At 61.6% G+C, this 24,529-nt stretch carries 25 protein-coding genes and 1 tRNA gene; 14 read left to right on the forward strand and 12 right to left on the reverse strand.

The window, feature by feature from the left end; genetic code table 11:
- Positions 1–200: 200 nt before the first annotated feature.
- From EOE18_RS13890 to EOE18_RS13920, 7 genes are read left to right on the forward strand one after another with little or no spacing between them, the layout of a single operon-like run.
- Positions 201–845, forward strand: coding sequence for a ParA family protein (locus EOE18_RS13890; RefSeq protein ID WP_127710535.1), 645 nt, complete (start codon positions 201–203; stop codon positions 843–845).
- Positions 838–1,155 (forward strand): hypothetical protein, encoded by a 318-nt coding sequence (locus EOE18_RS13895; RefSeq protein WP_127710537.1) that lies wholly within the window; start codon positions 838–840, stop codon positions 1,153–1,155. The genes EOE18_RS13890 and EOE18_RS13895 overlap by 8 nt, the downstream gene beginning before the upstream one ends.
- Positions 1,148–1,702 (forward strand): hypothetical protein, encoded by a 555-nt coding sequence (locus EOE18_RS13900; RefSeq protein WP_127710539.1) that lies wholly within the window; start codon positions 1,148–1,150, stop codon positions 1,700–1,702. The genes EOE18_RS13895 and EOE18_RS13900 overlap by 8 nt, the downstream gene beginning before the upstream one ends.
- The gene (locus EOE18_RS13905) at positions 1,695–2,072 is read left to right on the forward strand and encodes a hypothetical protein (RefSeq protein ID WP_127710541.1); all 378 of its coding nucleotides are present in this window, start codon (positions 1,695–1,697) and stop codon (positions 2,070–2,072) included. The genes EOE18_RS13900 and EOE18_RS13905 overlap by 8 nt, the downstream gene beginning before the upstream one ends.
- Positions 2,069–2,704: a methyltransferase gene (locus EOE18_RS13910; protein WP_127710543.1), complete on the forward strand. Its 636-nt coding sequence runs from the start codon at positions 2,069–2,071 to the stop codon at positions 2,702–2,704. The genes EOE18_RS13905 and EOE18_RS13910 overlap by 4 nt, the downstream gene beginning before the upstream one ends.
- Positions 2,701–2,982 (forward strand): hypothetical protein, encoded by a 282-nt coding sequence (locus EOE18_RS13915; RefSeq protein ID WP_127710545.1) that lies wholly within the window; start codon positions 2,701–2,703, stop codon positions 2,980–2,982. The genes EOE18_RS13910 and EOE18_RS13915 overlap by 4 nt, the downstream gene beginning before the upstream one ends.
- Entirely contained in the window at positions 2,972–3,328 is a 357-nt protein-coding gene (locus tag EOE18_RS13920) for a ribbon-helix-helix domain-containing protein (protein ID WP_127710547.1), read from the forward strand. The genes EOE18_RS13915 and EOE18_RS13920 overlap by 11 nt, the downstream gene beginning before the upstream one ends.
- Positions 3,329–3,790: 462 nt before the next feature.
- On the opposite strand, the gene EOE18_RS13925 is transcribed toward EOE18_RS13920, so the two are convergent.
- The 4 genes from EOE18_RS13925 to EOE18_RS13940 form a co-directional block, all read right to left on the reverse strand.
- Positions 3,791–4,555, reverse strand: coding sequence for a hypothetical protein (locus EOE18_RS13925; RefSeq protein ID WP_127710549.1), 765 nt, complete (start codon positions 4,553–4,555; stop codon positions 3,791–3,793).
- A gap of 16 nt (positions 4,556–4,571) precedes the next feature.
- On the reverse strand, positions 4,572–5,858 hold the full coding sequence (locus tag EOE18_RS13930; RefSeq protein WP_127710551.1) for a tyrosine-type recombinase/integrase: 1,287 nt from the start codon (positions 5,856–5,858) through the stop codon (positions 4,572–4,574).
- A gap of 188 nt (positions 5,859–6,046) precedes the next feature.
- A tRNA-Asn gene (locus EOE18_RS13935) sits at positions 6,047–6,121 on the reverse strand.
- Positions 6,122–6,225: 104 nt separating this feature from the next.
- The gene (locus EOE18_RS13940; protein ID WP_127710553.1) at positions 6,226–7,005 is read right to left on the reverse strand and encodes an NAD kinase; all 780 of its coding nucleotides are present in this window, start codon (positions 7,003–7,005) and stop codon (positions 6,226–6,228) included.
- 179 nt (positions 7,006–7,184) lie between these two features.
- On the opposite strand from EOE18_RS13940, the gene EOE18_RS13945 reads away from it, so the two are divergent.
- Together EOE18_RS13945 and EOE18_RS13950 are read left to right on the forward strand one after the other, a co-directional pair.
- A complete protein-coding gene (locus EOE18_RS13945; protein ID WP_127710555.1) occupies positions 7,185–8,531 on the forward strand; it encodes a bifunctional diguanylate cyclase/phosphodiesterase in 1,347 nt (448 codons plus the stop codon).
- 433 nt (positions 8,532–8,964) lie between these two features.
- Positions 8,965–9,471: an FxDxF family PEP-CTERM protein gene (locus EOE18_RS13950; RefSeq protein WP_127710557.1), complete on the forward strand. Its 507-nt coding sequence runs from the start codon at positions 8,965–8,967 to the stop codon at positions 9,469–9,471.
- 86 nt (positions 9,472–9,557) lie between these two features.
- Here the strand turns inward: EOE18_RS13950 and mfd are convergent, their stop codons facing one another.
- The 3 genes from mfd to EOE18_RS13965 all read right to left on the reverse strand — a co-directional run bounded on the left by mfd (position 9,558) and on the right by EOE18_RS13965 (position 13,967).
- Positions 9,558–13,064, reverse strand: coding sequence for a transcription-repair coupling factor (mfd, locus tag EOE18_RS13955; protein ID WP_127710559.1), 3,507 nt, complete (start codon positions 13,062–13,064; stop codon positions 9,558–9,560).
- Positions 13,065–13,187: 123 nt separating this feature from the next.
- On the reverse strand, positions 13,188–13,478 hold the full coding sequence (locus EOE18_RS13960; protein WP_127710561.1) for an FAD assembly factor SdhE: 291 nt from the start codon (positions 13,476–13,478) through the stop codon (positions 13,188–13,190).
- A 99-nt stretch (positions 13,479–13,577) separates the two neighbouring features.
- Complete coding sequence (locus EOE18_RS13965) at positions 13,578–13,967, reverse strand: baeRF12 domain-containing protein (protein ID WP_127710563.1); 390 nt, start codon at positions 13,965–13,967, stop codon at positions 13,578–13,580.
- Positions 13,968–14,151: 184 nt separating this feature from the next.
- Between EOE18_RS13965 and recG the strand changes: the two genes are divergently transcribed.
- Entirely contained in the window at positions 14,152–16,206 is a 2,055-nt protein-coding gene (gene recG / locus EOE18_RS13970; RefSeq protein WP_127710565.1) for an ATP-dependent DNA helicase RecG, read from the forward strand.
- Between the two features lie 304 nt (positions 16,207–16,510).
- The gene (locus EOE18_RS13975) at positions 16,511–17,350 is read left to right on the forward strand and encodes a TorF family putative porin (protein WP_127710567.1); all 840 of its coding nucleotides are present in this window, start codon (positions 16,511–16,513) and stop codon (positions 17,348–17,350) included.
- 115 nt (positions 17,351–17,465) lie between these two features.
- On the opposite strand, the gene EOE18_RS13980 is transcribed toward EOE18_RS13975, so the two are convergent.
- A complete protein-coding gene (locus EOE18_RS13980) occupies positions 17,466–18,401 on the reverse strand; it encodes an isopenicillin N synthase family dioxygenase (protein WP_127710569.1) in 936 nt (311 codons plus the stop codon).
- Positions 18,402–18,479: 78 nt separating this feature from the next.
- Between EOE18_RS13980 and EOE18_RS13985 the strand changes: the two genes are divergently transcribed.
- Both EOE18_RS13985 and EOE18_RS13990 read left to right on the forward strand, forming a co-directional pair.
- Positions 18,480–18,899: an EVE domain-containing protein gene (locus EOE18_RS13985; RefSeq protein WP_127710571.1), complete on the forward strand. Its 420-nt coding sequence runs from the start codon at positions 18,480–18,482 to the stop codon at positions 18,897–18,899.
- 90 nt (positions 18,900–18,989) lie between these two features.
- Complete coding sequence (locus tag EOE18_RS13990) at positions 18,990–19,211, forward strand: hypothetical protein (RefSeq protein ID WP_127710573.1); 222 nt, start codon at positions 18,990–18,992, stop codon at positions 19,209–19,211.
- A gap of 6 nt (positions 19,212–19,217) precedes the next feature.
- On the opposite strand, the gene EOE18_RS13995 is transcribed toward EOE18_RS13990, so the two are convergent.
- Positions 19,218–20,540, reverse strand: coding sequence for an MFS transporter (locus tag EOE18_RS13995; protein ID WP_127710575.1), 1,323 nt, complete (start codon positions 20,538–20,540; stop codon positions 19,218–19,220).
- A gap of 112 nt (positions 20,541–20,652) precedes the next feature.
- Here EOE18_RS13995 and pgsA point away from each other — a divergent pair, with 112 nt between their 5' ends.
- Positions 20,653–21,246, forward strand: a complete 594-nt coding sequence (pgsA, locus tag EOE18_RS14000; RefSeq protein WP_127710577.1) for a CDP-diacylglycerol--glycerol-3-phosphate 3-phosphatidyltransferase — start codon at positions 20,653–20,655, stop codon at positions 21,244–21,246.
- A 237-nt stretch (positions 21,247–21,483) separates the two neighbouring features.
- Here pgsA and EOE18_RS14005 read toward each other — a convergent pair whose 3' ends face one another.
- The 3 genes from EOE18_RS14005 to rnd are packed head-to-tail and all read right to left on the reverse strand — an operon-like array spanning position 21,484 to position 24,338.
- Positions 21,484–22,128: a YitT family protein gene (locus tag EOE18_RS14005; RefSeq protein ID WP_127710579.1), complete on the reverse strand. Its 645-nt coding sequence runs from the start codon at positions 22,126–22,128 to the stop codon at positions 21,484–21,486.
- A 45-nt stretch (positions 22,129–22,173) separates the two neighbouring features.
- Positions 22,174–23,070 (reverse strand): hydrogen peroxide-inducible genes activator, encoded by an 897-nt coding sequence (locus EOE18_RS14010; RefSeq protein ID WP_127710581.1) that lies wholly within the window; start codon positions 23,068–23,070, stop codon positions 22,174–22,176.
- Positions 23,067–24,338, reverse strand: a complete 1,272-nt coding sequence (rnd, locus tag EOE18_RS14015; protein ID WP_127710583.1) for a ribonuclease D — start codon at positions 24,336–24,338, stop codon at positions 23,067–23,069. Before rnd ends, EOE18_RS14010 begins: the two co-directional genes overlap by 4 nt.
- Positions 24,339–24,529: the final 191 nt, after the last annotated feature.

The following is a 24,529-nucleotide window of genomic DNA, read 5'->3' on the forward strand; positions in this document are numbered from 1 at the left end:
ACGATTTAGCTACTCAGCGCCCTACCAGTTTAGGCGCCGGTGGCTGCAAAAAAATGCGGCCGGAAGGCAAAAAAAGCCCATCTCATACTTGGGGCCTAGGTGGCGGTATTGTAGACTTGTCTACAGGTCGACACGTAGACGGGTCGACATATTTACAGGGTAAAAAGCCCGAAAGTTCCGCCATTTGTCGGGGGTATGAAATGAAGGTAATTGCCGTTTTATCGCAGAAAGGCGGCGTGGGGAAAACCACGCTGGCCACGTGTTTGGCCGTGGCCGCGCAGGCCGATGGCAAGCAAGCCGCGATCATCGATCTGGACCCGCAGGCCACCGCCGCCGCGTGGGCCGATACGCGGTTGGAAGCATCGGGCATCGCCGAGCCGGTGGTGCAATCTATCCAGTATGTGCGCCTGTCGCCTACGTTGAAAGCCGCCGCCGCCAATGGGGCCGATTGGGTGATTATTGATGGTGCGGCGGTGGCGCGCGATGTGGCCCATGCTGCGGCATCGGTGGCCGATTTGATCCTGATCCCCACGCGGGCCGCGCTGTTCGACACGATCAGCATGGCGCACACGCTGGATCTGGCCCGTCAGCTGGACAAGCAAGCCGCCGTGGTTTTGACCCATGTGGCGCCACGCGGGGCCGAGGCCGAGGAGGCGCGGCAGGGTGTGGCCGATCTGGGCGGGCAGATGTGCCCGGTGACCATTGGCCTGCGCAAAGCCTTTTCCCGCGCGCAGACCGAAGGCCTGACCGCGCAGGAGTTTGAGCCCAATGGCGCCGCCGCGCGCGAGGTGGCGGCGCTGTATGCCTATGTCGACCAGGTGTTGGGAGGGATGGGGCATGGATAAGGAATTGAGCTACCTGCGCCATGAGAATGATCGCCTGATCAAATCCAATTATGATCTGTCCAACCAAAAGCGCATTGGCATGCGGATCGCGGACAGCTTGAACAATCAACTTACCGCCGATCTGGCGAAGGCCCATGCTGATCTGGCCATCGCTGTGGCGGCGCTGAAAGTCATCGAGCGGCGCGGCGTGAACAGTGCCAGCGCCACCGAGGCCCGCCGCGCGCTGGCCCAGATCGCCGGAATAGAAGCCGCGCCCGCCGAGAATTCGAGCCGGTTGCGTGAATGGCTGAAAGGAAAATTCCATGACTGACCAACACAACGATCACCCGAGCTACCACATTGGCGTGATGGAATTGCGGGCGATGGCCGATAAGGACAAGGGAGTTGTGACCATGGCGGCAGGGCAGGTCCGATATCTGGCCAATCAGATCGAAAATAGTGCAGCCACAATCCAGACGCTGACCCGCGATGTGCAGAATTGGAAATCGCAGGCTTTCCGCGACAGCTATCTGGACGTGGTGGTGCAGCAGCGCAATGAGGCTTTGGCCGAGGTGGAGCGGTTGAAGTTGAGCGCTGCTGAAGATAGGCTGACCATTGCCGATCTGGCCGGTGCCCATGGCGTAGCCTGCACCCAACTCACCGCCACACAGGCGCGGTTGGAGGAGGCGGTGGGGATCATTCGGCGCGTGGCGGACCGTGACACCACAGCGGAAGCTATGGCTAAGCCCCCAGTGTTTGCGGGCATAGCCCCCAAAGAGCGGGCAAAGATCATTGGTGAGCGTATCCATGCGCAAGACATGATTGTCCTTAACGCCCGCGCCTTCCTCGACCAGCAAAAGGGGCAGGGCAATGGCTGACCCACAAGTCATAACAGAGGCCCAGCGCTTCACGCTTTCTGATAGTCAGCGATTGCTGCGGAAGTCTGATGTGGAGGGGATTTGCCGGTCACCTGATCTTTGCTGGCATTACAGCGACACCGCGAGATGCGGGCCTTGCGCAATCAAACAGGCCCAGGAGCTTGGTGTGGAGCCGGACCATAGGATGCCAAATCTGCCCGAAGTTTACCGCCAACGGCGGGCAAACGAGGCGTTGCGGGCCGAGATCGCGCAGGCCACTGATCATATCCGGAAATTGGTCGACGCCATTAATAAAGGCACTGATCCGCAAAGCGCGGTGATTTGCGCACTTTTATGGACAGTCAGGAATAAGCCTGACGAGACCGCATGAGCCAGAACCGATCAAGCGCGGTGATGCAGCAGCGCAAAGAGCCGCATGATTCGCTGGATGACTTTCCCACGCCGCCCTGGGCGACACGGGCGTTTTGCGAATGGCTGCAAGACAACACCGATTGGCAGATTGGCGGTAGCACGGCCCGAGAGCCAGCGGCCAATCGCGGCCATATGGTGCGCCCGCTGCGCGAGTATTTCGCCAGCGTGGAAGCCAGCGATGTGCATGACTATGGCGCAGGCTTTCCAGTGCTGGACTATTTGTGGGGGCCTTTGCCAGATCCGGTCGACTGGACGATCACAAACCCGCCGTTCAAGCTGGCCGAGCAGTTTATCGCCCGCGCGTTGGCGTCCAGCACATGCGGCGTGGCGGTGATTGTGCGGGCGGCGTTTCTGGAAGGCATCGGGCGTTTCGAGCGTTTGTTCTCGATCACGCCGCCACGATATGTGCTGCAGTTCACCGAAAGGGTGGTGATGCACAAGGGGAGGCTTGTTCCCGAAGGATCGACAGCCACCGCCTATGCGTGGCTGATCTGGGAAACCGGCAGCACAGAGCAGACCGAATTGCACTGGATTGCGCCATGCCGAAAGCAGCTTGAGCGGGCCGGTGATTATATGCTGGAGGCAGCATGAAAGATGGAAAGACTTGCCCGCGCTGCGATGGCAGAGGGGTGAAGGACTATGCGGGGTTTGCGATGGACGTGTGCGAATGCCAGAAACTGCCGGAAATGGAGCTCGAACTGGTGGCTCTGCGCCGCGAGGTGCAGCAGCTGCGCGAGGTGCGCGTGAAGGCAGCGGAATTTGTCAGAGCCTTCGGCACGCCCGAGCAGGCAGCCTATGCCAAGTTTGTGGAGTTGACCAAGGCGGTTAATCAGGCGGGGATACCGATGGAGGCCACACATGGCAGGTGAGAAGGGGCAGCGCCCGAAGAAGCAGAGCGGCGGCGGTCTGGCAGCGGCGATGGCGCGCGCGGCGGCGGCTCCTGTCGCGGGGCCGGATAGCGCGGCGGGTGATCTGGGCGTGCCGGCCGATTTGCCTGCCCCGCACAAAGCCAAGGTGGGGAAGGCAGGGAAGGCTGCGCCCGCGCCCGCTCCTGGTCGGCAGGGCACAAAGCAGATCGCCGGTCACTTCGCGCCAGAGCTATCGATCCAGCTGCGCCTGATCGCGGTGGAGGAGTCGCGGACGGTGCAGGATCTGTTGGAGGAAGCGATCACCGATCTGCTGGTGAAGAAGGGGAAGCGGGTGCGGCGACGATAGCGCGGCGGCGCGCTCCATGGTGGTTGCCCTGCAGGGGGCCGTAGCGGGGGCTGCGGCCCCCTTTCCTTTGCCCTGGGCGGGCCGCGCGGGGCCTCGTGGTAGGGCGGGAGGGGCAAAAGCCAGAGGGTGCGCGCCGCGCTCGCCCCCACACCTCGCTTTCGCCTTCTTCATCGAGATTTATGCAAAGCCTCGGGCCGCAAACGGCCCACAAATAGCTGAAATCCGCACATTTCAATGTGACGCCGCCGAGGGCGCTTCTATGCAGATTTATGCGCTGACGCGCTTTCAGGGCGCACTACGCGCGCGGTTTTGGCACGATCCTCGCAAGCTTCCCCTCTGGGAAGCCATGGAGCGGCATAGCCGCTCCTCCAACGGTGCGGTTTGCGCCTCGGTTAGGTGGTTATCTTGGGTGAGGGCGGGCACTTTATCGTCCAATTACGCATGAAACAGCCTTAAGCTGTTTCATTCCTTTTCCCCTTTAAGATCTTGATCGGGGTACTCCCTAGTGACTGAACTCGCACTATCCCCTTCAAAATGGGCGCCGAGACGGTCCAAAGCCCCTGCAAGGGCGGGGTCATTCGGCAGCAGCATTGAGCCCAGACGGCCAGTGGGCGCGTTGAGGGCGGCTGCGCGGGCTTCTGCCTCGGCCTTTTTCTTGGCTTGGATCTCTGCGGCGCGCTTGCGACCACCCACTAGCTGGGCGAAGCGCTGGCGTACCTTGTCCTTGAGGTTCACCGCGAAGGCATAGGCGTTGCTGATCTGCTCGCGCTGGGGGCCTTCGCTGCGGGCTCGGCCTGTCTTGCGGGTGCGGCGCACTTTGTCGATGAAGCCATGCTCTTTCAGTCGCTCGATTGCGGCCACCACAGTCGCGCGCGCCAGCTTGGCCTTGGCGCAGATCGTGTCGATGGCTGGATCACAGCGTCCCGAGCCGAAATCGACAAAGCCGAGCAGCACTTCCAGCACCCAGAGGGCATTGTTGCCCAGCGGGCCTTCGCGCTTGCCCTTTTCCTTGTGCAGCACGTTATATTCCCGCGCCACCTGCAGCAGCTTGTCGCGCCAGCGCAGGGCCTCGGCAGTGTTACCGCCAGCGATTGGCCGGAAGATTTGGGCGCGCCGGTCGTTCTCGTCATAACTGTCGCGGCGCGGGGTACGGTTGCCGATTCGCTGACCGCTTTGCAGCGCAGCGACCTGCCAACCGATCAGTTCACCAATAGAGGCCCCGCTCATGCGCGGCCTCCCAAGGTCAGCGCAGGTGTGCGACCAGCGCCTGCGGTTCGGGTAAGCCTTGCATCAACAGATCCGCCCACGCTTGCGCGATAGCGCGGCGCTGCGGCAAATAGAGGTAGCGGTTGTAGATTGGTTCGACCCCTTCCGGCACGTGCGCCAGCATAAGGTCGATGATTTCGCGATCGGCTATTCGGCCAGCACTTGCCGCGATACGGTTCATGTTGGTGCTGAACGTTGACCGCCACCCATGCGGCACGTGTAGGCCAGTATAGCCCGCCTCGCGATAGTGCTTGGAGAGCGTGCTGTCGCTGATCGGCTGCAAGCCCTTCTTGCCCACGCGAATGCTCGGGAAAATGTATGGACTTCGGCTTAAGCGCATAGCTGTCTTCACCACGGCCACGGCCTGCGGGGTTAGCGGAATGACGAACTCGAAGGCCGTATCCTTCTTGTGCTCCCGCGTAAGTTTCATTTTCTCGGCAGGGATACGCCAGACTGCATCCGGCGTATCGAGCTGCTCGAACTCGCCCCGTTCCGCCATGCGGATAACGCCCGGACGCGCAGCGGTTAGAGCCAGCAGGCGCGAAGCCAGCAGCGTGGCCCAATAGACATCCTGCATCGCGCCCGTGCGGCGCAGCAGTTCCCGCGCCTTGTCCATGTCCAGCAGCGCGGGGCGCCGCTTTCCATCGCGTGGCTGCAACGCCTTGCGCACGATGGCCGCTGGGTCGGCATCCGTCAGTCCGCTGGATATGGCCCAAACGAACACGTCCGACATGTGCCCACGCACGCGATGCGCCATTTCCAGCGCGCCACGCTCCTCGACCTGCCTGATGGCTTGCAGCACCATGGGCGCTGTGATTTGCTTGATCGGGATATTGCCCAGCATGGGGAACACATTGTCCTCCAACCGCTTCAATATCTGCTTGGCATACCGCGTGTTGCGAAGTCGCGTATGCGTGCGGTGCCATTCCCGAGCGATCTGCTCGAACGTCTCCAGCGCCTCGACCAGCGCGATAGCTTTCTGCCTCTTCTTCTCGACCGAGGGGTCGATCCCCGAAACAAGTAAAGCGCGGGCTTTGTCCCGCGCGGCTCTGGCCTCCGTTAAACCGATTTCGGGGTAGGGTCCGATCACCAGCAGCTTTTCCTTGCCGCCGAAAGTGTAGCGCATCCGCCAGATCTTCGCGCCAGTTGGACGCACAATCAGGAACAAGCCTTTGCCATCCGCAAGCTTGCGATCCTTGCCCTTCGATTCGGGGCTTTCTTTGGGGATTGGCTTGGCCTTGCGGCAGGCTACGTCCGTCAGCATGAGCGGGCGATACCCGGTTTGCTTCCCGTGATACCCGACCTGATACCCAGGCCAGTACCCCGAATGCTACCCGATTTTTCAGGGTACTTTGGAAGGATCGATACGCACCGCATAGGACAGGGTTTAGAGATGGGCCGAAGGAAAATCCAGCCTTCTCAGACCGCATCGGATCGATATGGAAGAGGAAGTGGCTCCCTGAGTAGGATTCGAACCTACGGCCGCTCGATTAACAGTCGAGAGCTCTACCGCTGAGCTATCAGGGAACAGTCCAGCGTTGCCGCTGGGCAGGTGCGCGCTAATAACAGGGCTTCGTTTTTTGGCAAGCACCCTTTCGCGCTTTTATCGAAATTTTTTGCAAGCCCCCGTTTTAAACCTGGAATTGCTCGGCAAAGATGCGCTCGTCCAGACTGGAATGGCGGTCGAACAGCAAGGTCAGCGAATGTTCCCGATTGGCCACGATCCGCACATGGGCGATGTCGCGCACTTCCTTCTGGTCGGCCACCACCGCCACGGGGCGCTTTTCGGGCTCCAGCACGCGGAATTCCACCTCGGCTGTGTCCTTGATGATCGCGCCTTTCCAGCGGCGGGGGCGGAACGGGCTGATCGGGGTCAGCGCCAGAATGCCGCTGCCCATCGGCAGGATCGGGCCATTGGCCGACAGGTTATAGGCGGTGGAGCCGGCCGGCGTGGCCAGCAAAATGCCATCGCAGGCCAGTTCGGCCAAGCGCACCTTGCGGTTGACCGAGATTTCCAGCTTGGCGGTCTGGCGGGTTTCGCGCAGCAGCGACACCTCGTTGATGGCGTAGAAATGGGCGACCTCGCCCGACCATGTCGTTGCCGTCATTTCCAGCGGGGCGACCAACAGCTTGCTGGCGCGGGCCACGCGTTGGGCAATCGGGCGGGCGTTGCGCGGCTTGTTCATCATAAAGCCCACCGTGCCATGGTTGATGCCATAGGCGGGAATCACGCGATCGGCGTCCAGCATCATATGCAGCACGGTCAGCATAAAGCCATCGCCGCCCAGCACCACGGCCACATCAGCCTGTTCCAGCGGCACCCAGTCATGCTCGTCGGCCATCGCCTCCGCCGCGGCCTGCGCCTTGGGCGAGTCCGAGGCGATCAGAGCCAGCCTCAATTCACTGTTCATCGAAAATTCCGCTCCGCAAATCCGGTAAGGGTTCCATTGTGGGGGAGAGTCTTGATGGCTGGCTCTCTTGGCCCTTGCATAGGGCGGGGCGGGGGAAATGGCCAGCGGCCTTGGGCCTTGCTGGCGCATCTTATAGGCGCTCTGGTCACTGTGTGGGCAATGGGCTAGACAGGGGGGCTATGACTTTGCGCCTTGCCCCCCAGATCCAGCCCGCCACCGCCGAGCAGCAGGACAGCCTGACCGGCCTGCGCCATTTCGTCGCGGGGCGCGATCTGTTGGAGGAATGGCTGGCGATGGGGCAGGCCAGCGTGGCCTTGGGGCAGGGGCCTGCGCCTTTGCACGCTATGTTGATCGGCATCAGCCGGTTTGAAACCGTCAATCTGGCCTATGGCGAGGCGATGGGTGATGCGGCGCTGGCCGAGGTCGCGCGGCGCATCCGTGAAGTGGCGGGCAGCCTGCTGGACGGGCCGTGGTTTGCCGCCCGCGCGCCGGGGGGTAGTTTCCTGCTGGTCGCGCATCAGGCGTGTCGGCGCGAACAATGGCAGGCGGTGGCCGAGACGCTGGCTGATATCATTTCCGAACCCATCATGCGCAAGGAAGGCAATCTGCGGCTCAGCCCGCGTCTGGCCCTGTTGCGCTTGCAAGCGGTGGAAAGCGCAGAAGGGGCGCTGGACCGGCTGGCGCAGGCCTTGGCCGCTGCCCAGCGTGAGGGCACCCGCCGCGTGCTATGGGTCGATGGGGAGACGCAGCACGCGGGGCGCACCGCCGCGCAACTGGAAGCCGATCTGTTAAAGGCGATCGATCGCGGCGAGATCGAGGTGCATTTCCAGCCGCAATATGGGCTGGAGCCCGACGGGGCCGAGCATCTTTCGGGTGCAGAGGCTTTGGCGCGCTGGAATCATCCCTTGCTGGGGCAGGTGGGGGCGGGGCCTTTGTTTGCCATTGCCGAAAGAGCCGATTTTGTCGCCCAATTGTCGCGCCATATCGCCGATGTCGCCTTGCGCGCCGCGGCTCAATGGCCGCAGCCCCTGCGCCTCTCGCTCAATGTCACCGCCGCCGATCTGGCCCTGGGGCGCTATACGGGGGATTTGCGGCAGGCGTTGGAGCAATCGGGCTTTCCCGCCGAAAGGCTGACGCTGGAAGTGACCGAGCAGGTGTTGCTGGCCGATCTGGCGCTGGCCGAGCGGTCCTTGGCCGAATTGGCCGAGATGGGGGTGCGGCTGGCGCTGGATGATTTTGGCGCGGGCTTTTGCAATTTCCATTATCTCAAGATCCTGCACCTGCATTATCTCAAGCTGGACCGCTCCATGGTGGTGGGCATCAACGAGGATAAGCGCGATCTGGCCATTCTGCGCGCCATTCTGGCCATGGCCAAGGCGCTGGATCTGGGCGTGATTGCCGAGGGTGTGGAGCATGAGGACCAGCGACTTGCCGTGGCCCGTGAAGGCTGTGGCTGGTATCAAGGCTTTGTCCGTGCCCAACCGATGGATGGCGCGGCCTTTCTGGCACTCGCCCGGGCGGATTAGGTTCCGTTCAACGCTGGCGCTTAAGGGGCCTGTGCGCGCCTGACCATGCGATTTGTGCTGGTCTTGGATGGCGTTCTTTGCCTGCAATCAATCCAATTCGGAATTCCATTTTCCGATGAAAGGGTTGTTTTGGTTAATTTTCAGCCCATTGACTGTTCCAGGGCGCGGTTCGTTGTCCGGAATTTCAAAATGAGCCACCTTGTTCTTTGAACTTTGCGGTCTATTCTTTTAATGAAAATATCCACAGCGGGGTTAATTCGTCATTGTTTGTATAAAAATGCAAAACTGATGAAAAGAATGCTCCACAATCACGATAAACTTGACAGCATTCAATTTTGGGATATTTTGATTAATGCCTTTTTCACGATAAATTAAAGAGAATCCTTGGCGATTTGCGGAGGGTTCTTTTATTTTTCGGGAAAAGAGGGCTAACATGAACTTTTTGAAAACCGCTGCCATCGCAGCCGCTGCTGTTGTTGCCACTCCGGTCATGGCCACCGACACGGACTCGATCACGCAGGCCTATGCGGCCTCGGGTTCGTTCAGCACGTCTTATGATTACACGATCCCCTTCACCGGCTATCTCAGCACGGTGCTGTCCAGCGCGCAGACCAAACTGCTGGGCAAATATGTCGCCGCTACCAATGTTGATTTCACCTCGGCTGTGCTGACCGTCAATGGTGTCAACTATACGCTGACCACCAACAGCTCGGGCGCGGTGGAAAACCGTTCGTGGTCTGACGTGTTCATGACCGCCGGCACGACGGCCACTCTGGCGCTGACCGGCACCGCCGGTTCGGCCGGTTCCTATACGGTCAGCTTCTCGTCGATTTCGGGCGCTGTTCCCGAAGCTTCGACCTGGATCATGATGATCCTGGGCTTTGGCATCACCGCCATGGCGATGCGCAAGCGTCAGGCTGGCGTGCTGGCTGCTGCCTAAGCGATTGCTTTGAAAGGGGGCTAATCCCCCTTGATGGCTAACCTATGGGCGGGCGGTCCGGATATCCAGGGCCGCCCGTTTCATGTTCAGGCCTTTTTGGCCTTGCGCGCCACCGCGCTCAATCCCTTGGTCAATTGGAACAAGCCATTCAAACGCGCCTTGGGGTCGCCCCATGCGCGCTGCACCACCAGCTTGGAATCGGGCCGCAGCTTGATCGCGCCATTGAGCCTTTCGGCATAGGCGAAAAGGCCCGCCGGATCGGGGAAATGGTCATTGTGGAACGCGACCAATGTTCCGCGCGGCCCGACGTCGATCTTGGCAATATGGGCCTCGATGGCCTGACGCTTGATCTGGATAAGCTGCACCAGATTTTCGGTAGGCGCGGGCAGCGGGCCGAAGCGGTCGATCATCTCGGCCGACAGGGCTTCGACCTCGCGCACATCCTCGGCATCGTTGAGGCGGCGATAGAGCGCCATGCGCACCGCCAGATCGGGGACGTAATCCTCCGGAATCATGATCGGCGCTTCTACCGTGATCTGTGGGCTCAACCCCTTGGTGTTTTCGCGCTCCAGCCCCAATTCGCCCGCCTTGGCGGCCAGAATCGCATCCTCCAGCATCGATTGGTACAGTTCAAAGCCCACCTCGCGGATATGGCCCGATTGTTCATCGCCCAGCAGATTGCCCGCCCCGCGAATGTCGAGGTCATGGCTGGCCAATTGGAAGCCCGCGCCAAGGCTGTCGAGATCGCCCAGAACTTTGAGCCTTTTTTCCGCCACTTCGGACAGGCCCTTGCCCGCCGCCGTGGTCAGATAGGCATAGGCGCGGAGTTTCGAGCGGCCCACACGCCCGCGCAGCTGATACAGCTGGGCAAGGCCAAAGCGGTCGGCGCGGTGGATGATGATGGTGTTGGCCGAAGGAATATCCAGCCCGCTTTCCACAATCGTGGTGGCCACCAGCACGTCATATTTGCGCTCGTAAAAGGCGCTCATCCGCTCTTCCACTTCGGAAGGGGCCATCTGGCCATGGGCGGCGATATATTTGATTTCCGGTACGCTGGCGTGCAGCCAGTCCTCGATCTCGGCCATGTCGGAGATGCGCGGCACGACGATGAAGCTCTGCCCGCCGCGATGATGTTCGCGCAGCAATGCCTCGCGCATCACCACCTCGTCCCATTCCATCACATAGGTGCGCACGGCCAGACGGTCGACCGGCGGGGTCTGGATGGTGGAGAGTTCGCGCAGGCCGCTCATCGCCATTTGCAGCGTGCGCGGAATGGGCGTGGCGGTCAGCGTCAGCATATGCACATCGGCGCGCAATTGCTTGAGCTTCTCCTTGTGGTTGACGCCAAAGCGCTGTTCCTCGTCCACGATCACCAAGCCGAGCCGCTTGAACTTCACCGTCTTGGACAGGATGGCATGGGTGCCCACCACCACATCCACCGTGCCCTCGGCCAGCCCCGCGCGGGTGGCGCTGGCTTCCTTGTCGGTCACGAGGCGCGACAGGCGGCCCACTTCCAGCGGGAAACCGGCGAAACGCTCGGCAAAGCCCTTGTGGTGCTGACGCGCCAGCAGGGTGGTGGGGGCAACCACCGCCACCTGCATCCCCGCCATGGCCGCCACAAAGGCCGCGCGCAGCGCCACCTCGGTCTTGCCAAAGCCGACATCGCCGCAAACGAGGCGGTCCATCGGGCGGCCCGATCCCATATCCTCCAGCACATCGCTGATCGCCGCTTCCTGATCCTCGGTCTCGGCCCAAGGGAAGCGGTCGACAAATTGGGCAAAGCTAGCATCTTCGGCCATCAGCGCGGGCGCGGTTTTCAGCGCGCGCAGGGCGGCGGTTTTGAGCAATTCATGCGCGATCTCGCGGATGCGCTCGCGCAATTTGGCGCGGCGCTTCTGCCATGCCTCGCCGCCTAATTTGTCCAGCGCCACCCCGTCACTCTCGCTGCCATAACGGGAGAGGACATCGAGATTTTCCACCGGCACATAGAGCTTGTCGCCACCGGCATAGGTGAGCATCACGCAATCATGCGGGCTGCCGCCCACGGGCACCGATTGCAGGCCTTCATAGCGGCCTATGCCATGTTCCATATGCACCACCAGATCGCCCGGCGTGAGCGCGGCCAGTTCAGCAAGGAAGGCGTCGGCGGATTTCTTCTTTTTCTTGCGGCGGACGAGGCGGTCGCCCAGCAGGTCCTGCTCGGTCAGCAGTTCGATATCGGCATGGGCAAAGCCGGTGTCGAGCGGCAGCACCAGCGCCACCACGCGTCCTATCGCGGCCAGGCCCAAGGCCTCCTGCCAGCTATCGGCCAGCGAGGGGCCGGGGCTGGCGGCCTCGGCCAGAATGGAGGTGATGCGCGCGCGGCTGCCGGTGGAATAGCAGGCCAGAATGGCGCGGCGGCCCGCCTTGGCGGCATTTTGCAGATGGGTTGCGGCGGCCTGATAGACATTGTCGCCAGAGCCGGAGGCGCTGCGGGCGCGTTCGGGGGCAAAGTCGCGGGCGCTGCCAAAGCCGAAGTCCACCACTTGCCCGCTTTCGGGCTGGGCAAAGCTGTCTGTGCGATGGGCAATTGCCTGCGCCAGACGGTCCGCCAGTTCATCCTGCGTCAGGTATAGCGAGGCCGGTTCCAGCGGGCGATAGGAGCCTGCCTTTCCGCCAGACGTTTCTCGCCGCGCCTCGTGGTAATCCTTGATGTCATTCAGGCGTTCTTCGGCGGCATGGGCGGCGGCACCATCCATCAACCACAGGTCATCGGCGGCCAGATGGTCAAACAAAGTGACCATGCGTTCCTCGAGCAAGGGCAGCCAATGTTCCATGCCCGCCAGACGGCGGCTGTCGGATACGGCCTGATAGAGCGGGTCGGCGGTGGCATTGGCGCCAAACATCTCGCGGTAACGGCTGCGGAAGCGTTTGATGCTGGCATCATCCAGCATGGCCTCGCTGGCGGGCAGCAGCAGATGCTGGTCCACGCTGCCGGTGGTGCGTTGGCTGTTGGGATCGAAAGTGCGCAAGGTCTCGATTTCATCGCCAAAGAAATCGAGGCGCAGGCCCTGATCCATCCCGCTGGGGAAAATGTCGAAGATCGATCCGCGCACCGCATATTCGCCCGCATCGGCCACCGTGTCGGTGCGGGCATAGCCTTGGCGGCCCAGCAGGCTGGTCAGGCTTTCGCGCCCGATTTCCACGCCGGATTTGAGCAGGCGCACCGATTCGCGGATACGGAAAGGGGTGAGCACGCGTTGCAGCACGGCATTGATGGTGGTGACCAGCAATTGCGGCGCCTTGGCAGGCTGTTGCAGCCGGTGCAGCGCGGACAGCCGCCGCGCACTGATCGACAGGGCGGGGCTGGCGCGGTCATAGGGCAGGCAATCCCATGCGGGAAATTCGATGACTTCCAGCTCCGGCGCGAAAATGGGTGCGACATCGGCCAGCGAGCGCATGGCAGCATCATCGGTGGCGATGAACACCGCCCGACCGCCCTTATGCGCCACGCTGCGCGCCAGATCGGCCAGCACCAAGGGCTGTGCCCCGCGTGACAGGCCTGCCAGCGTGAGCGGCGCCTTGGCGGAGAGGATGCGGGAGAGGTCAGCCATAGAATATCCGTACACAAACATAGCCAGTCGCCCGCCGCGCCGATTCGGCGGGCGGGTCAGCGTTGCGGGCGGGATAGGGGCAAAAGACTGCGGGCGAAAGCCGCTTACCCTTTCGAGCCGCGTTTAACGCTCGATATTGACGTAATCCAGCTTGCAGAAAGCATCCATCAAGGGGCCGGCATATTCAGGCGGCACCGACAAAGTGCCCAAGGCCCAGCCCAGGATGTCCACATCCTCTTCCTCGATCATGGTTTCAAACCAGGTGAGGGCGGCATCATCCCAGCCTTCGTGGAATTTGTCGAAGAAACAGCCGATGGTATAATCCGCCTCACGCGTGCCGCGATGCCATGCGCGAAAACGCAGACGCTTCAGGCGGGCTTCACGGGAGGGCGGTGTGCTAGCTTCATCACTCATGGCTGCTGCCTAGGCCAGAGCGGGCGCGAGATCAATTGCCCCGGTGTGTGTAGGGGGGGTAGGGCAGGATCGGTCTCGCACCCATGGCGGCCTTGCGGATTACTTACCGCGCAGCGCCGCCAACACTTGCGCCGGAGCCTTGGCCGACAGATCCTTGGCCAGTTCGCCCAGCAGCTTTTGTTCCAGCGCCTTGGTATAGGCCTTGCGGATTTCGCCCATGCTGCGCGGCGGGGCGATGATCACCAAATGGTCTATCCGCTTGCCCTGAACCTCATGGTTGAGCCAGTCGACCGCGGCCAGCACATGCGCGTCCTCGGTCATCACTGCCGCGCCGCCGTCGCGGTGGCTGGCGCCCGAATGGTTATGCGTGTCCAGCTTGGGGGTGTCGATCTCGGCCAGTTCCGGATTGGCTTCGTCGCCTGCATTGCGCAGCAGGTGGAAATGGCGGCCATCCAGAACCGCAACGATGGTGCCATGGGGAAGCAGCATAAATCTCTCCGTCTTCAAATGTCGGCACCCCGTGTCAGGTGGGATGCGCCGGACAAGAGGAAAGGAGCGCCCTTTCGAGGTTCCTTTCCTTGCGCGGGATCAACTGCGCGAAAATTGTGGGGTGGCGTGTGGATAGGCGCAAAGGGCACTGGCGCTGGGCGGCGCAGGCTTTAAGGAAAGCGCCATGCGTCCCGATCTGCTCACCCCCCTGTTTGCCAGCGCCGAAAGCCTGAAAGGCGTGGGCGCGACTCTGGCCCGCCCGCTGGAAAAGCTGGGCCTGCGCCGTATCCGCGACTTTGCCTATCATCTGCCCGACCGTTTCGTGCATCGCCGCCAATTGGCCGATTTGACCGAGGGCGGGGTGGGCGAGCAGGTCTTGATCCAATTGACGCCGTTGGAGCATCGCGGCGGGGGCAGCCCGCGCACGCCTTTCCGCGTGCTCTGCGAGGATGCCAAGGGGAGCACTTGCGCGCTGGTCTATTTCGGGCGCAATGCGGGCTGGGCCAAAAAGCAATTGCCGCTGGGCGAGGCGCGCTGGATCGCCGGAAGGCTGGACCAGTTTGGGCAGAGCCTGCAAATCGTCCACCCCGATCATGTGAGTGCCGAAGGCGCGCTGGGGCAGGTGGTGGAGCCGATCTATCCCCTGTCCGAAGGGCTGACGCAGGGGCGCTTGGGCGCTTTGGTGGGGCAGGCGCTGACCCATCTGGTGGATCTGCCGGAATGGATCGAGCCGGGGCTGATGGCCAAAATGGGCTGGCCCGATTGGCGCAGCTCTTTGACGGCGGCGCATAAGGACGAGAACAAGCTGGCGCGTGATCGCCTCGCCTATGATGAATTGCTGGCCAACAGTCTGGCGCTGATGCTGGTGCGAGCCAGCAACCGGCGCGCGGCGGGGCAGTCCTTGCGCGGGGATGGGCGCCTGCGGGCCAAGCTCAACCTGCCATTCGCGCTGACCGGCGCGCAGCAGCGTTCGGTGCGCGAGATCGAAGGCGATCTGGCCCAGAGCGCGCCCATGCTGCGCCTGTTGCAGGGCGATGTGGGCAGCGGGAAAACGGTGGTGGCGCTCAACGCGCTGTTGATCGCGGTGGAGGCGGGGGCGCAGGGGGCTTTGCTGGCGCCGACGGAGATCCTTGCCCGCCAGCATTTTGAAACCTTGCGCCGGATGGCGACGCCGGTGGGGGTGAATATCGCCCTGTTCACCGGACGCGACAAGGGCAAGGTGCGCGAATCGATCCTGATGGGCCTGATGGATGGTTCCATCGACATTGTGGTCGGCACCCATGCGATTTTTCAGGACGGGGTGCAGTATAAGAACCTTGGCCTTGCGGTGATTGACGAACAGCACCGCTTTGGCGTGGGGCAGCGGCTGATGCTGGCGCAAAAGGGCAAAAGGACACCCCATTGTCTGGCCATGACCGCCACGCCCATTCCCCGCACGCTGACGCTGGCGCAATATGGCGAGATGGATGTCAGCCGACTGGATGAATTGCCGCCCGGCAGGCAGGCGATTGATACGCGGGTTCTGGCGGCGGAGCGCTTTGGCGATGTGGTGGCCGCGCTGGAGCGGCATTTCGCCACGGGGCAGCAGGCCTATTGGGTATGCCCCATGGTGCGCGACAGCGAGGTGGTGGATCTGGCCGCGGCCGAAACCCGCTTTGCCGAATTGGCGGACCGGTTTGGCGATGCGGTGGTGTTGGTGCATGGCCAGTTGAAGCCCGAGGAGAAAGACGCCGCGATGGAGCGCTTTGCCAGTGGCGGGGCGAAATTGCTGGTGGCGACGACCGTGATTGAGGTGGGGGTGGACGTGCCCAATGCCACGCTGATGGTGATTGAACAGGCCGAGCGCTTTGGTCTGGCGCAATTGCACCAGTTGCGCGGGCGGGTGGGGCGTGGGAGCGAGAAATCGACCTGCCTGCTGTTGCGCGGCGAGACTTTGAGCGAGGTGGCGCGCGAGCGACTGGCGCTTATGCGTGAGACGCAGGACGGGTTCCGCTTGGCCGAGGAGGATTTGCGCCTGCGCGGCGGGGGCGAATTGCTGGGCACGCGGCAATCGGGCGACACGCCATTCCGCGTGGCCAGTCTGGACCAGATTACCCGCCTGTTGCCGGTGGCCCATGATGATGCGCGGCTGTTGATGGAGCGCGATGGCGGTCTGGTGGGCCCAAGGGGCGAGGCGGCGCGGGTTTTGCTCTATCTGTTCGAGCGCGATTGGGGTGTGCAATTGCTGCGTGGCGGGTGATGGGCTTGACGTAAAAATACGCAATTTACGGCAGGGCTGCGTTAATCCTGCGACGAACGGGCGTTAATTTGCAGGATTCCGGCGTGACCTATAGGTAAATTGCTAGCTGTTGCGGAATAACCACACAGTCGGGCGATTTTTTCGCGGAAATGTCATGTTTGTTTGCAGCGCGGATAAATCTGGTGTTACACCTTGGGCAACGGACACAGGTGGCAACCGGCCAAAGGCTCGGTAAAGCTCAAAAATGCACATTTGGTCTGTCACGCGGGCGGAACGACATCTGATTTTAGGGTGGAGTTCTACAATGGTATATAACAAGTCGATCAAGGCTCTGGCTCTGGCTGCCAGCGCATTTGCAGCTTTCTCTGCCACTTCGGCTATGGCGGAAGATGCCGCTCCCAAGGACTTCACGGTTACCGGCAGCGTTGGCCTGGTGAGCGATTACCGTTTCCGTGGCGTTTCGCAGAGCGATCGTCGCGCTGCGATTCAGGGCGGTGCGACCGTGACCCACAAGAGCGGCGTCTATGCCAGCTTCTGGGGTTCGAATCTGGCCGGTTGGGGTCAGTTTGGCGGTTCCAATATGGAACTCGACCTGATCGCCGGTTATTCCAAGGCTGTTGGCCCTGTGACGGTTGACGCCGGTCTGACCTGGTACATGTATCCGGGCGGTTCGACCATCACTGACTTTGCAGAGCCCTATGTGAAGGTTTCGGGCGCTGTTGGCCCCGTCAGCCTGCTGGCCGGTGTGGCTTATGCTCCCAAGCAGGCCGCTCTGGGCAACTATTCGAACACGCCTTACAGCAAGGGTCAGGCTCAGGATAACACCTATGTTTGGGCCGATGGCAGCTATGTCGTTCCCAATGTGAAGGTGAAGCTGAAGAGCCACCTGGGCTATTCGAAGGGTAACCCCGGCCTTGGCCCGAACGGCACCTCGGTTACGCCGACCGGCAGCTATATGGACTGGTCGCTGGGCGCTGAACGTACCTTTGGTCCGATCACGCTGGGTATTTCCTATATCGACACCGACATCAGCACGACGAAGGCGGCCTATCTGCAGCCCAACTTCTCTGTGCAGGGCGGCAGCCGCGCTGGTCAGTCGATTGCTGGCGGCACCACGGTTCTCTCGCTCACCGCTGCTTTCTAAGCATCGCGTGTGAGGCCTGCCCTTTGCCGCAAGGCGGGGGCGGGCAGAGGCCAACAAAAAGGGCGCGGAAAGGATGATCTCCCTTCCGCGCCCTTTTTGCGTCTGGTTTCAGGCCTTACTTCTTCAGCCCGATTTCGCGCAGGCGTTCCTGCAAATAATCATCCGCCGTGATCGAGACCGGATAACGGTCGGGATTTTCCGGCGTGATGCATTGCGGCAGCGTGTGGAAGGGGAAATCGCTGCGCAGATGCAGGAAGAAGGGCATGGAATAACGGCTATGCCCTGCGCGCTGCGCATCGGGGTTGCGCACGCGGTGGGTGGTGCTGGGCAACACATGGTTGGTCAGGCGTTGCAGCATGTCGCCAATGTTGATCACCACCGCGCCTTCGGGCGGCGATACGCCTACCCAGCGGCCATCCTTGGTCAGTAGTTCCAGACCAGCCTCCTGCGCGCCCAGCAACAGGGTGATCAGGTTGATATCCTCATGCGCGCCAGCACGAATCGCGCCGCCCTCGGCATCGGCCACCGGCGGGTAATGCAGCAGGCGCATCACAGAATTGCCATCGGCAATCGCCGGTTCAAACCAGTCATCCTCCAGCCCCAGATGCAGCGCGATGCGCGACAGGATGGTGGCGCCTGCCAGATCAAAGGCAGCATAGAGGCGGGTGAACAGGTCTTGAAAACCTTCGGGGCGGGCGGGCCAGACATTGGGGGCCATGGTGGCGCTCAAGGGGTGACCTTCGGGCAGATCGCGGCCTACGTGCCAGAATTCTTTCAGGTCATGCGCGGTGGCACCCTTGGCGATCTCGGTCTTGAACGGGGTATAGCCGCGCGCGCCGCCGATGCCCGGGATGAAATAGGCGCGCTTCTCCTCCTCGGGCAGGGCAAAGAACGCCTCGGTCAAACGCCAGGCTTCATCGATCAGATTTTGGTCAATGCCGTGGTCTTTCACCAAGGCAAAGCCATATTCGCGAAAGCTGGCGCCGATGGCATCGGCAAAGCTGGCGGCATCATCGGCCAGCGAGAGAACGGGCAATTGGGCTAGATCCATGGGTGGTCCTGCAAAAGATGAGGCGCTAAGCTTCGCGCCGTGATGCATCGCTCTTTAGGCGATTTGGACAGGAAGCGCATGACCAAAATCAACAAGCACTGGCTGATGAAGTCGGAACCCGATGCCTATTCCTATGATGATCTGGTGGCGCAGGGTGAGGGCACATGGGATGGTGTGCGCAACCATCGCGCCGCCAACAATATGCGCGCGATGCAGGTGGGGGATTTGGCCTTCTTCTACCATTCGAACATCGGCTTGGAAATTGTGGGGATTATGGAGGTAAGCGCCACCGGTTTTCCCGATCCCAGTGATGAAACGGGCCGCTGGGCCTGTGTGAAGGTCAAGCCGGTACGCAAGTTGAAAAGGCCGATCAGCCTGAAGCAGATCAAGGCCGATCCGGCCCTGGCCGAGATGGAATTGCTGCGCCTGTCGCGCCTGTCGGTCAGCGTGGTGACGCCGCAGGAATGGGATTACATTCTGGCTTTGAGCGGGGGTTGAAGTCCCGAAACGGCACAGTCCCGCTTTGGAGCATTTTAACCAAAGCGGACGTGATGCCAGAGGCTTAAGGAAGTCTTAAGCCTTGTCTCCATGAAGAGACGCTATCTGGTTCTGGGCGATGAGAGCGCCCGTCATCCCTTTCGCCAAAGCCTGCCGCCGCATGTGACGGGCGGGCGTTCGGTGGCATGTCGCCCTGATGTTCGGGGCGAGAGGAAGCGCTTTTCCCTGCCACGTTTCTCTATGCAGGACTGGCGCGATTTCCTGATGGCCTATTGCGCCTGTTTCATGGCGGTTTCGGCCTTTATCTGGTGAGGGCTATCAGCCCTCGACCTTAACCGCCTCGGCCGCCTGTTCCGCGCGATAGAGCAACAGGCCCAGCCATGCCGAAATAAGGCACATGCCCGCCGCGATCAGGATCAGCTGCACGATTTCCAGACCTGCCGCGCCTAGACCCACCGCCACCAGCGCGCCCAAAGTCATCGCTCCGGAATTGACCACATTGTTGGCGGCAATCGTGCGGGCGGTTTGCGATTTATCGACAAAAGTGGTGAGGAAAGCATAGAGCGGCACCACAAACATGCCGCCGGCAATGGCAATCCCGCCCAGCGTGCCCAGCAACATCGGGGCCAGCGGATGATGCAAAAATTCCGCGACCGAGAGCAGATGGCCGTCAGCGGTGGGAGCAAAACGGCTGCACACCTGCTGGAACGCCACCACGAACAGCGCCATGATCAGCACCGCAGGCGGGGAATAGCGCGCCGATACGCGCCCTTTCAGCAATTGGTTGATCGACACCGAGCCCAGCGCCACGCCGATCGAGAAGATCACGAGGAACAGGCTGGCCACTTCCTTGTTGGCGCAAAGCACGCGCTTGGCCAGCAGCGGGAATTCGATGAACAAAACTGCGCCCACCGCCCAGAAAAAGCTGATCGAGGCAATGGCCAGAAACACGCGGCGGTCATGCATGGTGTTTTTCACCAGCTGCACCGAGGCGCGCAGGATGTGGTAATCCAGCGGTTCTGCCTCCACCATGGGCGGGGCTTCGGGGATTTGCAGGCTGGTGGCATAGCCCAGCAACGCGGTGATCACCACGCCAGCGGCGGCCCATTCGACGGGAATGAAACCGGCCAGAATCGTGCCCGCCAGAATCGCCAGATAGGTGCCCGCTTCGACCAGACCGGTACCGGCCAGCACTTCACTCTGTTTCAGATGTTGGGGCAGGATGGCATATTTGATCGGGCCAAAGAAGGTGGAATGCACCCCCATGCCCAGCAGCGCGACCAGCATCAGCGGGATGGCGAAGTTCTCTACCGCAATGCCAAACCAGGCCAGCACCAGCCCGCCGCCGCCCACCACCATGATGGCGATTTCCAGCAGTTTGACCCAGCGAATGATCATCGCCTTGTCGCGCATATCCGCCAATTGCCCCGCCAGAGCCGAGAGCAGGAAGAAGGGCAGGATGAACAGGGCAGAGGCAATGCCGGAGAAAACCGCCTCGGCCTTTTCGGACTGATAGACCGAGTAGACGACGAAGAAGATCACCGCATTCTTGAACAGGTTGTCGTTAAACGCACCCAGCAATTGCGTGACAAACAAGGGTAAAAACCGGCGGCGACGCAGCAGGTGGGTGGAAGTCGTCATACAGGCTCGATCGTTCCTAACATTGCCGCGCAGTCCTAGCGGATGATGCGTGGCTGGCAAGGGCACAGCTTGTCTTTTTTACGCCGCGCAATCGGGCTATGGCGATTCGCCTATGCTGACTTTGCCCAATATCCTCACCCTGTCGCGGATCGTTACCGTGCCCGTTCTGGTCTGGCTGCTGTGGTGGCCCGAATGGGTGGCGGGCTATGCTTTGGGCTTTGCAGTCTATGGCTTGATGGGGATTACCGACTATTTCGACGGCTATCTGGCCCGTGCGCAGGGCGCGGTGAGCAAGCTGGGCATCTTCCTCGACCCCATCGCCGACAAGATCATGGTGGCGGCGGTGATTCTGGTGCTGACCGCCAAGGGCGTGCTGACCGGCCCCTATGTGGGCGAATTGCATGTCATCGCGGGGTTGATCATCTTGCTGAGAGAAATCGCCGTATCCGGTCTGCGGGAATTTCTGGGCGGGATTCAGGTGTCGGTGCCGGTGTCCAAACTGGCCAAATGGAAAACCACCTTCCAGATCATCTGCCTTGGCGCGCTGATTCTGGGAAGGGCGACTCCGTGGTGGGTGCTCGATCTGGGCGGCTTTGTGGTCAATGTTCCGCATACGGTGGGCCTGACCACGCTATGGGCGGCGGCGGTGCTGACGGTGATAACGGGGTGGGATTATCTGCGGGTTGGTTTGAAACATATGGATTGATTTAAGGGTGCCTCCGGCGGGCAAAGGGCGGGGGCCCTTTGCAATCCCGATAATGGGTGGGGGCTGTATGGCCTACGTTGTAGATGGATGAATTTAAGCCGCTTCGCGGATAATCGTTCCCGCGAAGCGGCGTAAATATTTGAAACGCTAAGGGTGGAATCCAAGCGCCACCCAAATATGGGATTGCAAAGGGACGAGTCCCTTTGCCCGCCGGAGGCAATTACACGGCGGAAACCCTCAAGCCTCCGCCCGATACCGGTCCGGCCTGTGCCACACCAGCACCACGGCATTCATCACCAGCGCGGCGACGAGTGACCAGAAGCCCCGCTGCCAGCCCAGAGTGGCAAAGGCGCAGCCCACAATCACCGCGTCGATCACCATGCAGATCGCGCCAAAACGCCAGCCCTTCCACTGGCTGAGCCAGCGAGCGACCACGGCAAGGCCCCCGACGCCGGTGGCATGGCGGGTGACGGCCAGCACGCCAATGCCCAGCACGGTGCCGCCCACCAGCGCGGCTACGGGCATGGCGATGCGGTTGATCTCCAGCCCTGCGGCTACCACGTCCACCAGCACCATGATGGCCAGCGTGGCGACGCTGGTGCGCAGAATATAGGGCGTGCCCAGGCGTCGCCAGAACAAGGCAAAGATGGGCAGGTTGATGGCGGTGAACAACACGCCGGTGCTGAAAGGCAGCAGATAGGACAGCATCAGCGCCAGCCCTGCCACGCCGCCGGTGATCAGCTTGGCCGTGTGCAGCAGATGCAGCCCCAGCGCCAGCAACAGGCACCCGTTAGAGACGCCGAAAATGTCCTCCACCAGCGTATGGGGAACCACGCGGGGCAGGGCGCTTTCGGCAAGAGGGGCGTGTTTGCGTTTCGACATGATCTTGTTTGATCATGTCATAATCTTGCGTAAATGGCAAGTATTCTACCCCGCGCGCAACTCTTCGGCCAGCAGGCGGAATTCTTCCGAACGGGGCGAATTGCGGCGCCAGACCAGCGCGATTTCGCGGTTGGCAGTGTCCGATTTCAAAGGGCGGGCGATCACATTGGTGCCGTTCAAAATTCCAGCATCCAGCGCCATTTCGGGCAGCATGGTCAGGCCCAAACCATTGTCGACCATCTGCACCAACGTATGCAGGGATGTGCCGATCATGGTCGCACTGGCGCGCAACTCTGGCCGGTTACAGGCCGACAGGGCGTGGTCCTTCAGGCAATGCCCGTCTTCCAGCAGCAGCAGGCGATTCTCGTCGATCAGCTCGGGGCTGATTTCGGCGGGCGGATCGCGCGGGTCATCCTTGGGGAAGGCGACGAAAAGCGCGTCCAGCTCGATCGTTTCCTTTTCCACCTCGCCACAGGCAAAGGGCAGGGCCAGCAACACGCAATCGGCGCGGCCATGGTGGAGCGATTCCATCGCCTGCGCCGATGGCTCCTCGCGCAGGAAGAGTTTGAGATTGGGCCTTTCCTGTCGCAGGCGGGGCAACATGCGCGGCAACAGGAAGGGCGCGATGGTGGGGATCACGCTCATGCGGATCTCGCCGCAAAGCGGTTGCGAGGAGGCGTGGATCAGGTCCGACAATTCCTCCGCCTCGCGCAGGATGCGATGCGCCTTAGCCACCACCGCATTACCCAAAGGCGTGAAGCGCACATTGCGCTTGGTCCGCTCCACCAGCACCACGCCCAGCAGCGTTTCCAGATCGCGCAGACCCGCCGAGAGGGTGGATTGCGAGACGAAACTGGCCTCGGCCGCCCGCCCGAAATGTTCATGTTCGTGCAGGGCGACCAGATATTGCAGCTGTTTCAGCGTGGGCTGATAGACGCTCATGCTTCAGCGTCATCCTTGAACTGGGGCATGTCGTCATCCTCGTCATCACCGGCCAGAACCGGCAACTCCTCGGGATTGGCGTCGCGCATATTGGAATGCAGTTCGTCCACATGGGTCATTTTCATGCGGCCCTTCACCACGGCAAAGGCCAGCTTGCCCTCCACCAGATCCAGCGCATCCTTGCCAAATACCTTGTAGCGCCAGCCTTCCAGAATCGGCAGATCCTTGCGCACGCCAGCGGCCAGCAGTTCCAGATCATCGCTGCGGGCCAAAAGCCTTGCCGCCACATCAATCTCGCGCGCGCGAATTTTCAGTAGCAGTTTCAGCAGGTCGGCCACCAAAGCGCCTTCCTTGCCCAAAGGCGCGCCGCGCGGGGCCTTGGCGGGCATTTCGGCCTCGGTCAAAGGCTTGGCATCCTCCAGCGTTTGCATCAGGCGCTTGCCAATGTCATTGTCCTTCCATCCGGCGGACAAGCCGCGCACCTTGGCCAGATCGGCCTGGGTCTTGGGCGGGTGGCTGGCAATATCGGCCAGCGTTTCATCGCGGGCGATGCGGCCGCGCGGGATGTTCTTGTCCTGCGCTTCCATCTCGCGCCATGCGGCCAGCGCCTTCAACCGGCCGAGCATGGCAGGATTGCGCCCCGCCGCCTTGATCCGCAGCCATGCCGCGCCCGCATCATTGCGATAATGCGAAGGATCGGCCAGCTTTTCCATTTCGGCATCCAGCCATTCCCCGCGCCCCGTTTTGATCAGGCGCTTGATGATCTTGGGGAAAATCTTGGACAGATGGGTGACATCGCCAATCGCATATTCAATCTGGCGTTCGGTCAGCGGGCGGCGGCTCCAGTCGGTGAAACGCGCGCCCTTGTCGATCACCAGCCCCAGCCAGCTTTCCACCAGATTCGAATAGCCGATCTGCTCGCTCTGGCTGATGGCCATCATGGCGATCTGCGTGTCGAAAATCGGGTGGGGGGTCTTGCCGGTCAGGTTGTAGATGATTTCCACATCCTGTCCGCCCGCATGGAAGATTTTGAGCACATCCTCATTATCGACCAGCAGGTCGAGCAGCGGCGAGAGGTCCAGCCCCGGCGCCTTGGGATCGATCGCGGCGGCTTCCTTGTCATCGGCGATCTGAATCAGGCATAATTCAGGCCAATAGGTGCTTTCGCGCATGAATTCGGTGTCGACACAGACGAAATCCGATTTGGCCAGACGTTCGCACAATTCGGTCAGCGGCGCGGTCTCGGTAATCAGCTTATGAATCTTCATCGCGGTCTTTTCTGTTGGGCATTCCGCCGCGCCGATCCGCGCCACGGTCCGCCTTTGGTCTTCGGCCCGGATGCGGGCCACGCGCCGCTGCGTCGCCTCTGGCACAGAGGCGCCACTTTGGCATGGATTGAGCCGTGGTTTCGGCCCTCTCGGCTTGACAAAACCGTAGCGTTGGACTGTTAGCGAGCCCA

It is taken from the genome of Novosphingobium umbonatum (assembly GCF_004005905.1).
Classification (GTDB): domain Bacteria; phylum Pseudomonadota; class Alphaproteobacteria; order Sphingomonadales; family Sphingomonadaceae; genus Novosphingobium; species Novosphingobium umbonatum.

What these genes read in the sequence shown, in the direction of transcription:
- EOE18_RS13930 (WP_127710551.1), bottom strand. Translation starts at nt 5,858, where the DNA reads ATGCTGACGGACGTAGCCTGCCGCAAGGCCAAGCCAATCCCCAAAGAA.
- recG (WP_127710565.1), top strand. Translation starts at nt 14,152, where the DNA reads ATGCGTCCCGATCTGCTCACCCCCCTGTTTGCCAGCGCCGAAAGCCTG.
- mfd (WP_127710559.1), bottom strand. Translation starts at nt 13,064, where the DNA reads ATGGCTGACCTCTCCCGCATCCTCTCCGCCAAGGCGCCGCTCACGCTG.
- EOE18_RS13910 (WP_127710543.1), top strand. Translation starts at nt 2,069, where the DNA reads ATGAGCCAGAACCGATCAAGCGCGGTGATGCAGCAGCGCAAAGAGCCG.
- pgsA (WP_127710577.1), top strand. Translation starts at nt 20,653, where the DNA reads ATGCTGACTTTGCCCAATATCCTCACCCTGTCGCGGATCGTTACCGTG.
- EOE18_RS13975 (WP_127710567.1), top strand. Translation starts at nt 16,511, where the DNA reads ATGGTATATAACAAGTCGATCAAGGCTCTGGCTCTGGCTGCCAGCGCA.
- rnd (WP_127710583.1), bottom strand. Translation starts at nt 24,338, where the DNA reads ATGAAGATTCATAAGCTGATTACCGAGACCGCGCCGCTGACCGAATTG.
- EOE18_RS13990 (WP_127710573.1), top strand. Translation starts at nt 18,990, where the DNA reads ATGAAGAGACGCTATCTGGTTCTGGGCGATGAGAGCGCCCGTCATCCC.
- EOE18_RS13950 (WP_127710557.1), top strand. Translation starts at nt 8,965, where the DNA reads ATGAACTTTTTGAAAACCGCTGCCATCGCAGCCGCTGCTGTTGTTGCC.
- EOE18_RS13945 (WP_127710555.1), top strand. Translation starts at nt 7,185, where the DNA reads ATGACTTTGCGCCTTGCCCCCCAGATCCAGCCCGCCACCGCCGAGCAG.
- EOE18_RS13940 (WP_127710553.1), bottom strand. Translation starts at nt 7,005, where the DNA reads ATGAACAGTGAATTGAGGCTGGCTCTGATCGCCTCGGACTCGCCCAAG.
- EOE18_RS13900 (WP_127710539.1), top strand. Translation starts at nt 1,148, where the DNA reads ATGACTGACCAACACAACGATCACCCGAGCTACCACATTGGCGTGATG.
- EOE18_RS13895 (WP_127710537.1), top strand. Translation starts at nt 838, where the DNA reads ATGGATAAGGAATTGAGCTACCTGCGCCATGAGAATGATCGCCTGATC.
- EOE18_RS13985 (WP_127710571.1), top strand. Translation starts at nt 18,480, where the DNA reads ATGACCAAAATCAACAAGCACTGGCTGATGAAGTCGGAACCCGATGCC.
- EOE18_RS13905 (WP_127710541.1), top strand. Translation starts at nt 1,695, where the DNA reads ATGGCTGACCCACAAGTCATAACAGAGGCCCAGCGCTTCACGCTTTCT.
- EOE18_RS13920 (WP_127710547.1), top strand. Translation starts at nt 2,972, where the DNA reads ATGGCAGGTGAGAAGGGGCAGCGCCCGAAGAAGCAGAGCGGCGGCGGT.
- EOE18_RS13965 (WP_127710563.1), bottom strand. Translation starts at nt 13,967, where the DNA reads ATGCTGCTTCCCCATGGCACCATCGTTGCGGTTCTGGATGGCCGCCAT.
- EOE18_RS13890 (WP_127710535.1), top strand. Translation starts at nt 201, where the DNA reads ATGAAGGTAATTGCCGTTTTATCGCAGAAAGGCGGCGTGGGGAAAACC.
- EOE18_RS13980 (WP_127710569.1), bottom strand. Translation starts at nt 18,401, where the DNA reads ATGGATCTAGCCCAATTGCCCGTTCTCTCGCTGGCCGATGATGCCGCC.
- EOE18_RS13960 (WP_127710561.1), bottom strand. Translation starts at nt 13,478, where the DNA reads ATGAGTGATGAAGCTAGCACACCGCCCTCCCGTGAAGCCCGCCTGAAG.
- EOE18_RS14010 (WP_127710581.1), bottom strand. Translation starts at nt 23,070, where the DNA reads ATGAGCGTCTATCAGCCCACGCTGAAACAGCTGCAATATCTGGTCGCC.
- EOE18_RS13995 (WP_127710575.1), bottom strand. Translation starts at nt 20,540, where the DNA reads ATGACGACTTCCACCCACCTGCTGCGTCGCCGCCGGTTTTTACCCTTG.
- EOE18_RS13915 (WP_127710545.1), top strand. Translation starts at nt 2,701, where the DNA reads ATGAAAGATGGAAAGACTTGCCCGCGCTGCGATGGCAGAGGGGTGAAG.
- EOE18_RS13925 (WP_127710549.1), bottom strand. Translation starts at nt 4,555, where the DNA reads ATGAGCGGGGCCTCTATTGGTGAACTGATCGGTTGGCAGGTCGCTGCG.
- EOE18_RS14005 (WP_127710579.1), bottom strand. Translation starts at nt 22,128, where the DNA reads ATGTCGAAACGCAAACACGCCCCTCTTGCCGAAAGCGCCCTGCCCCGC.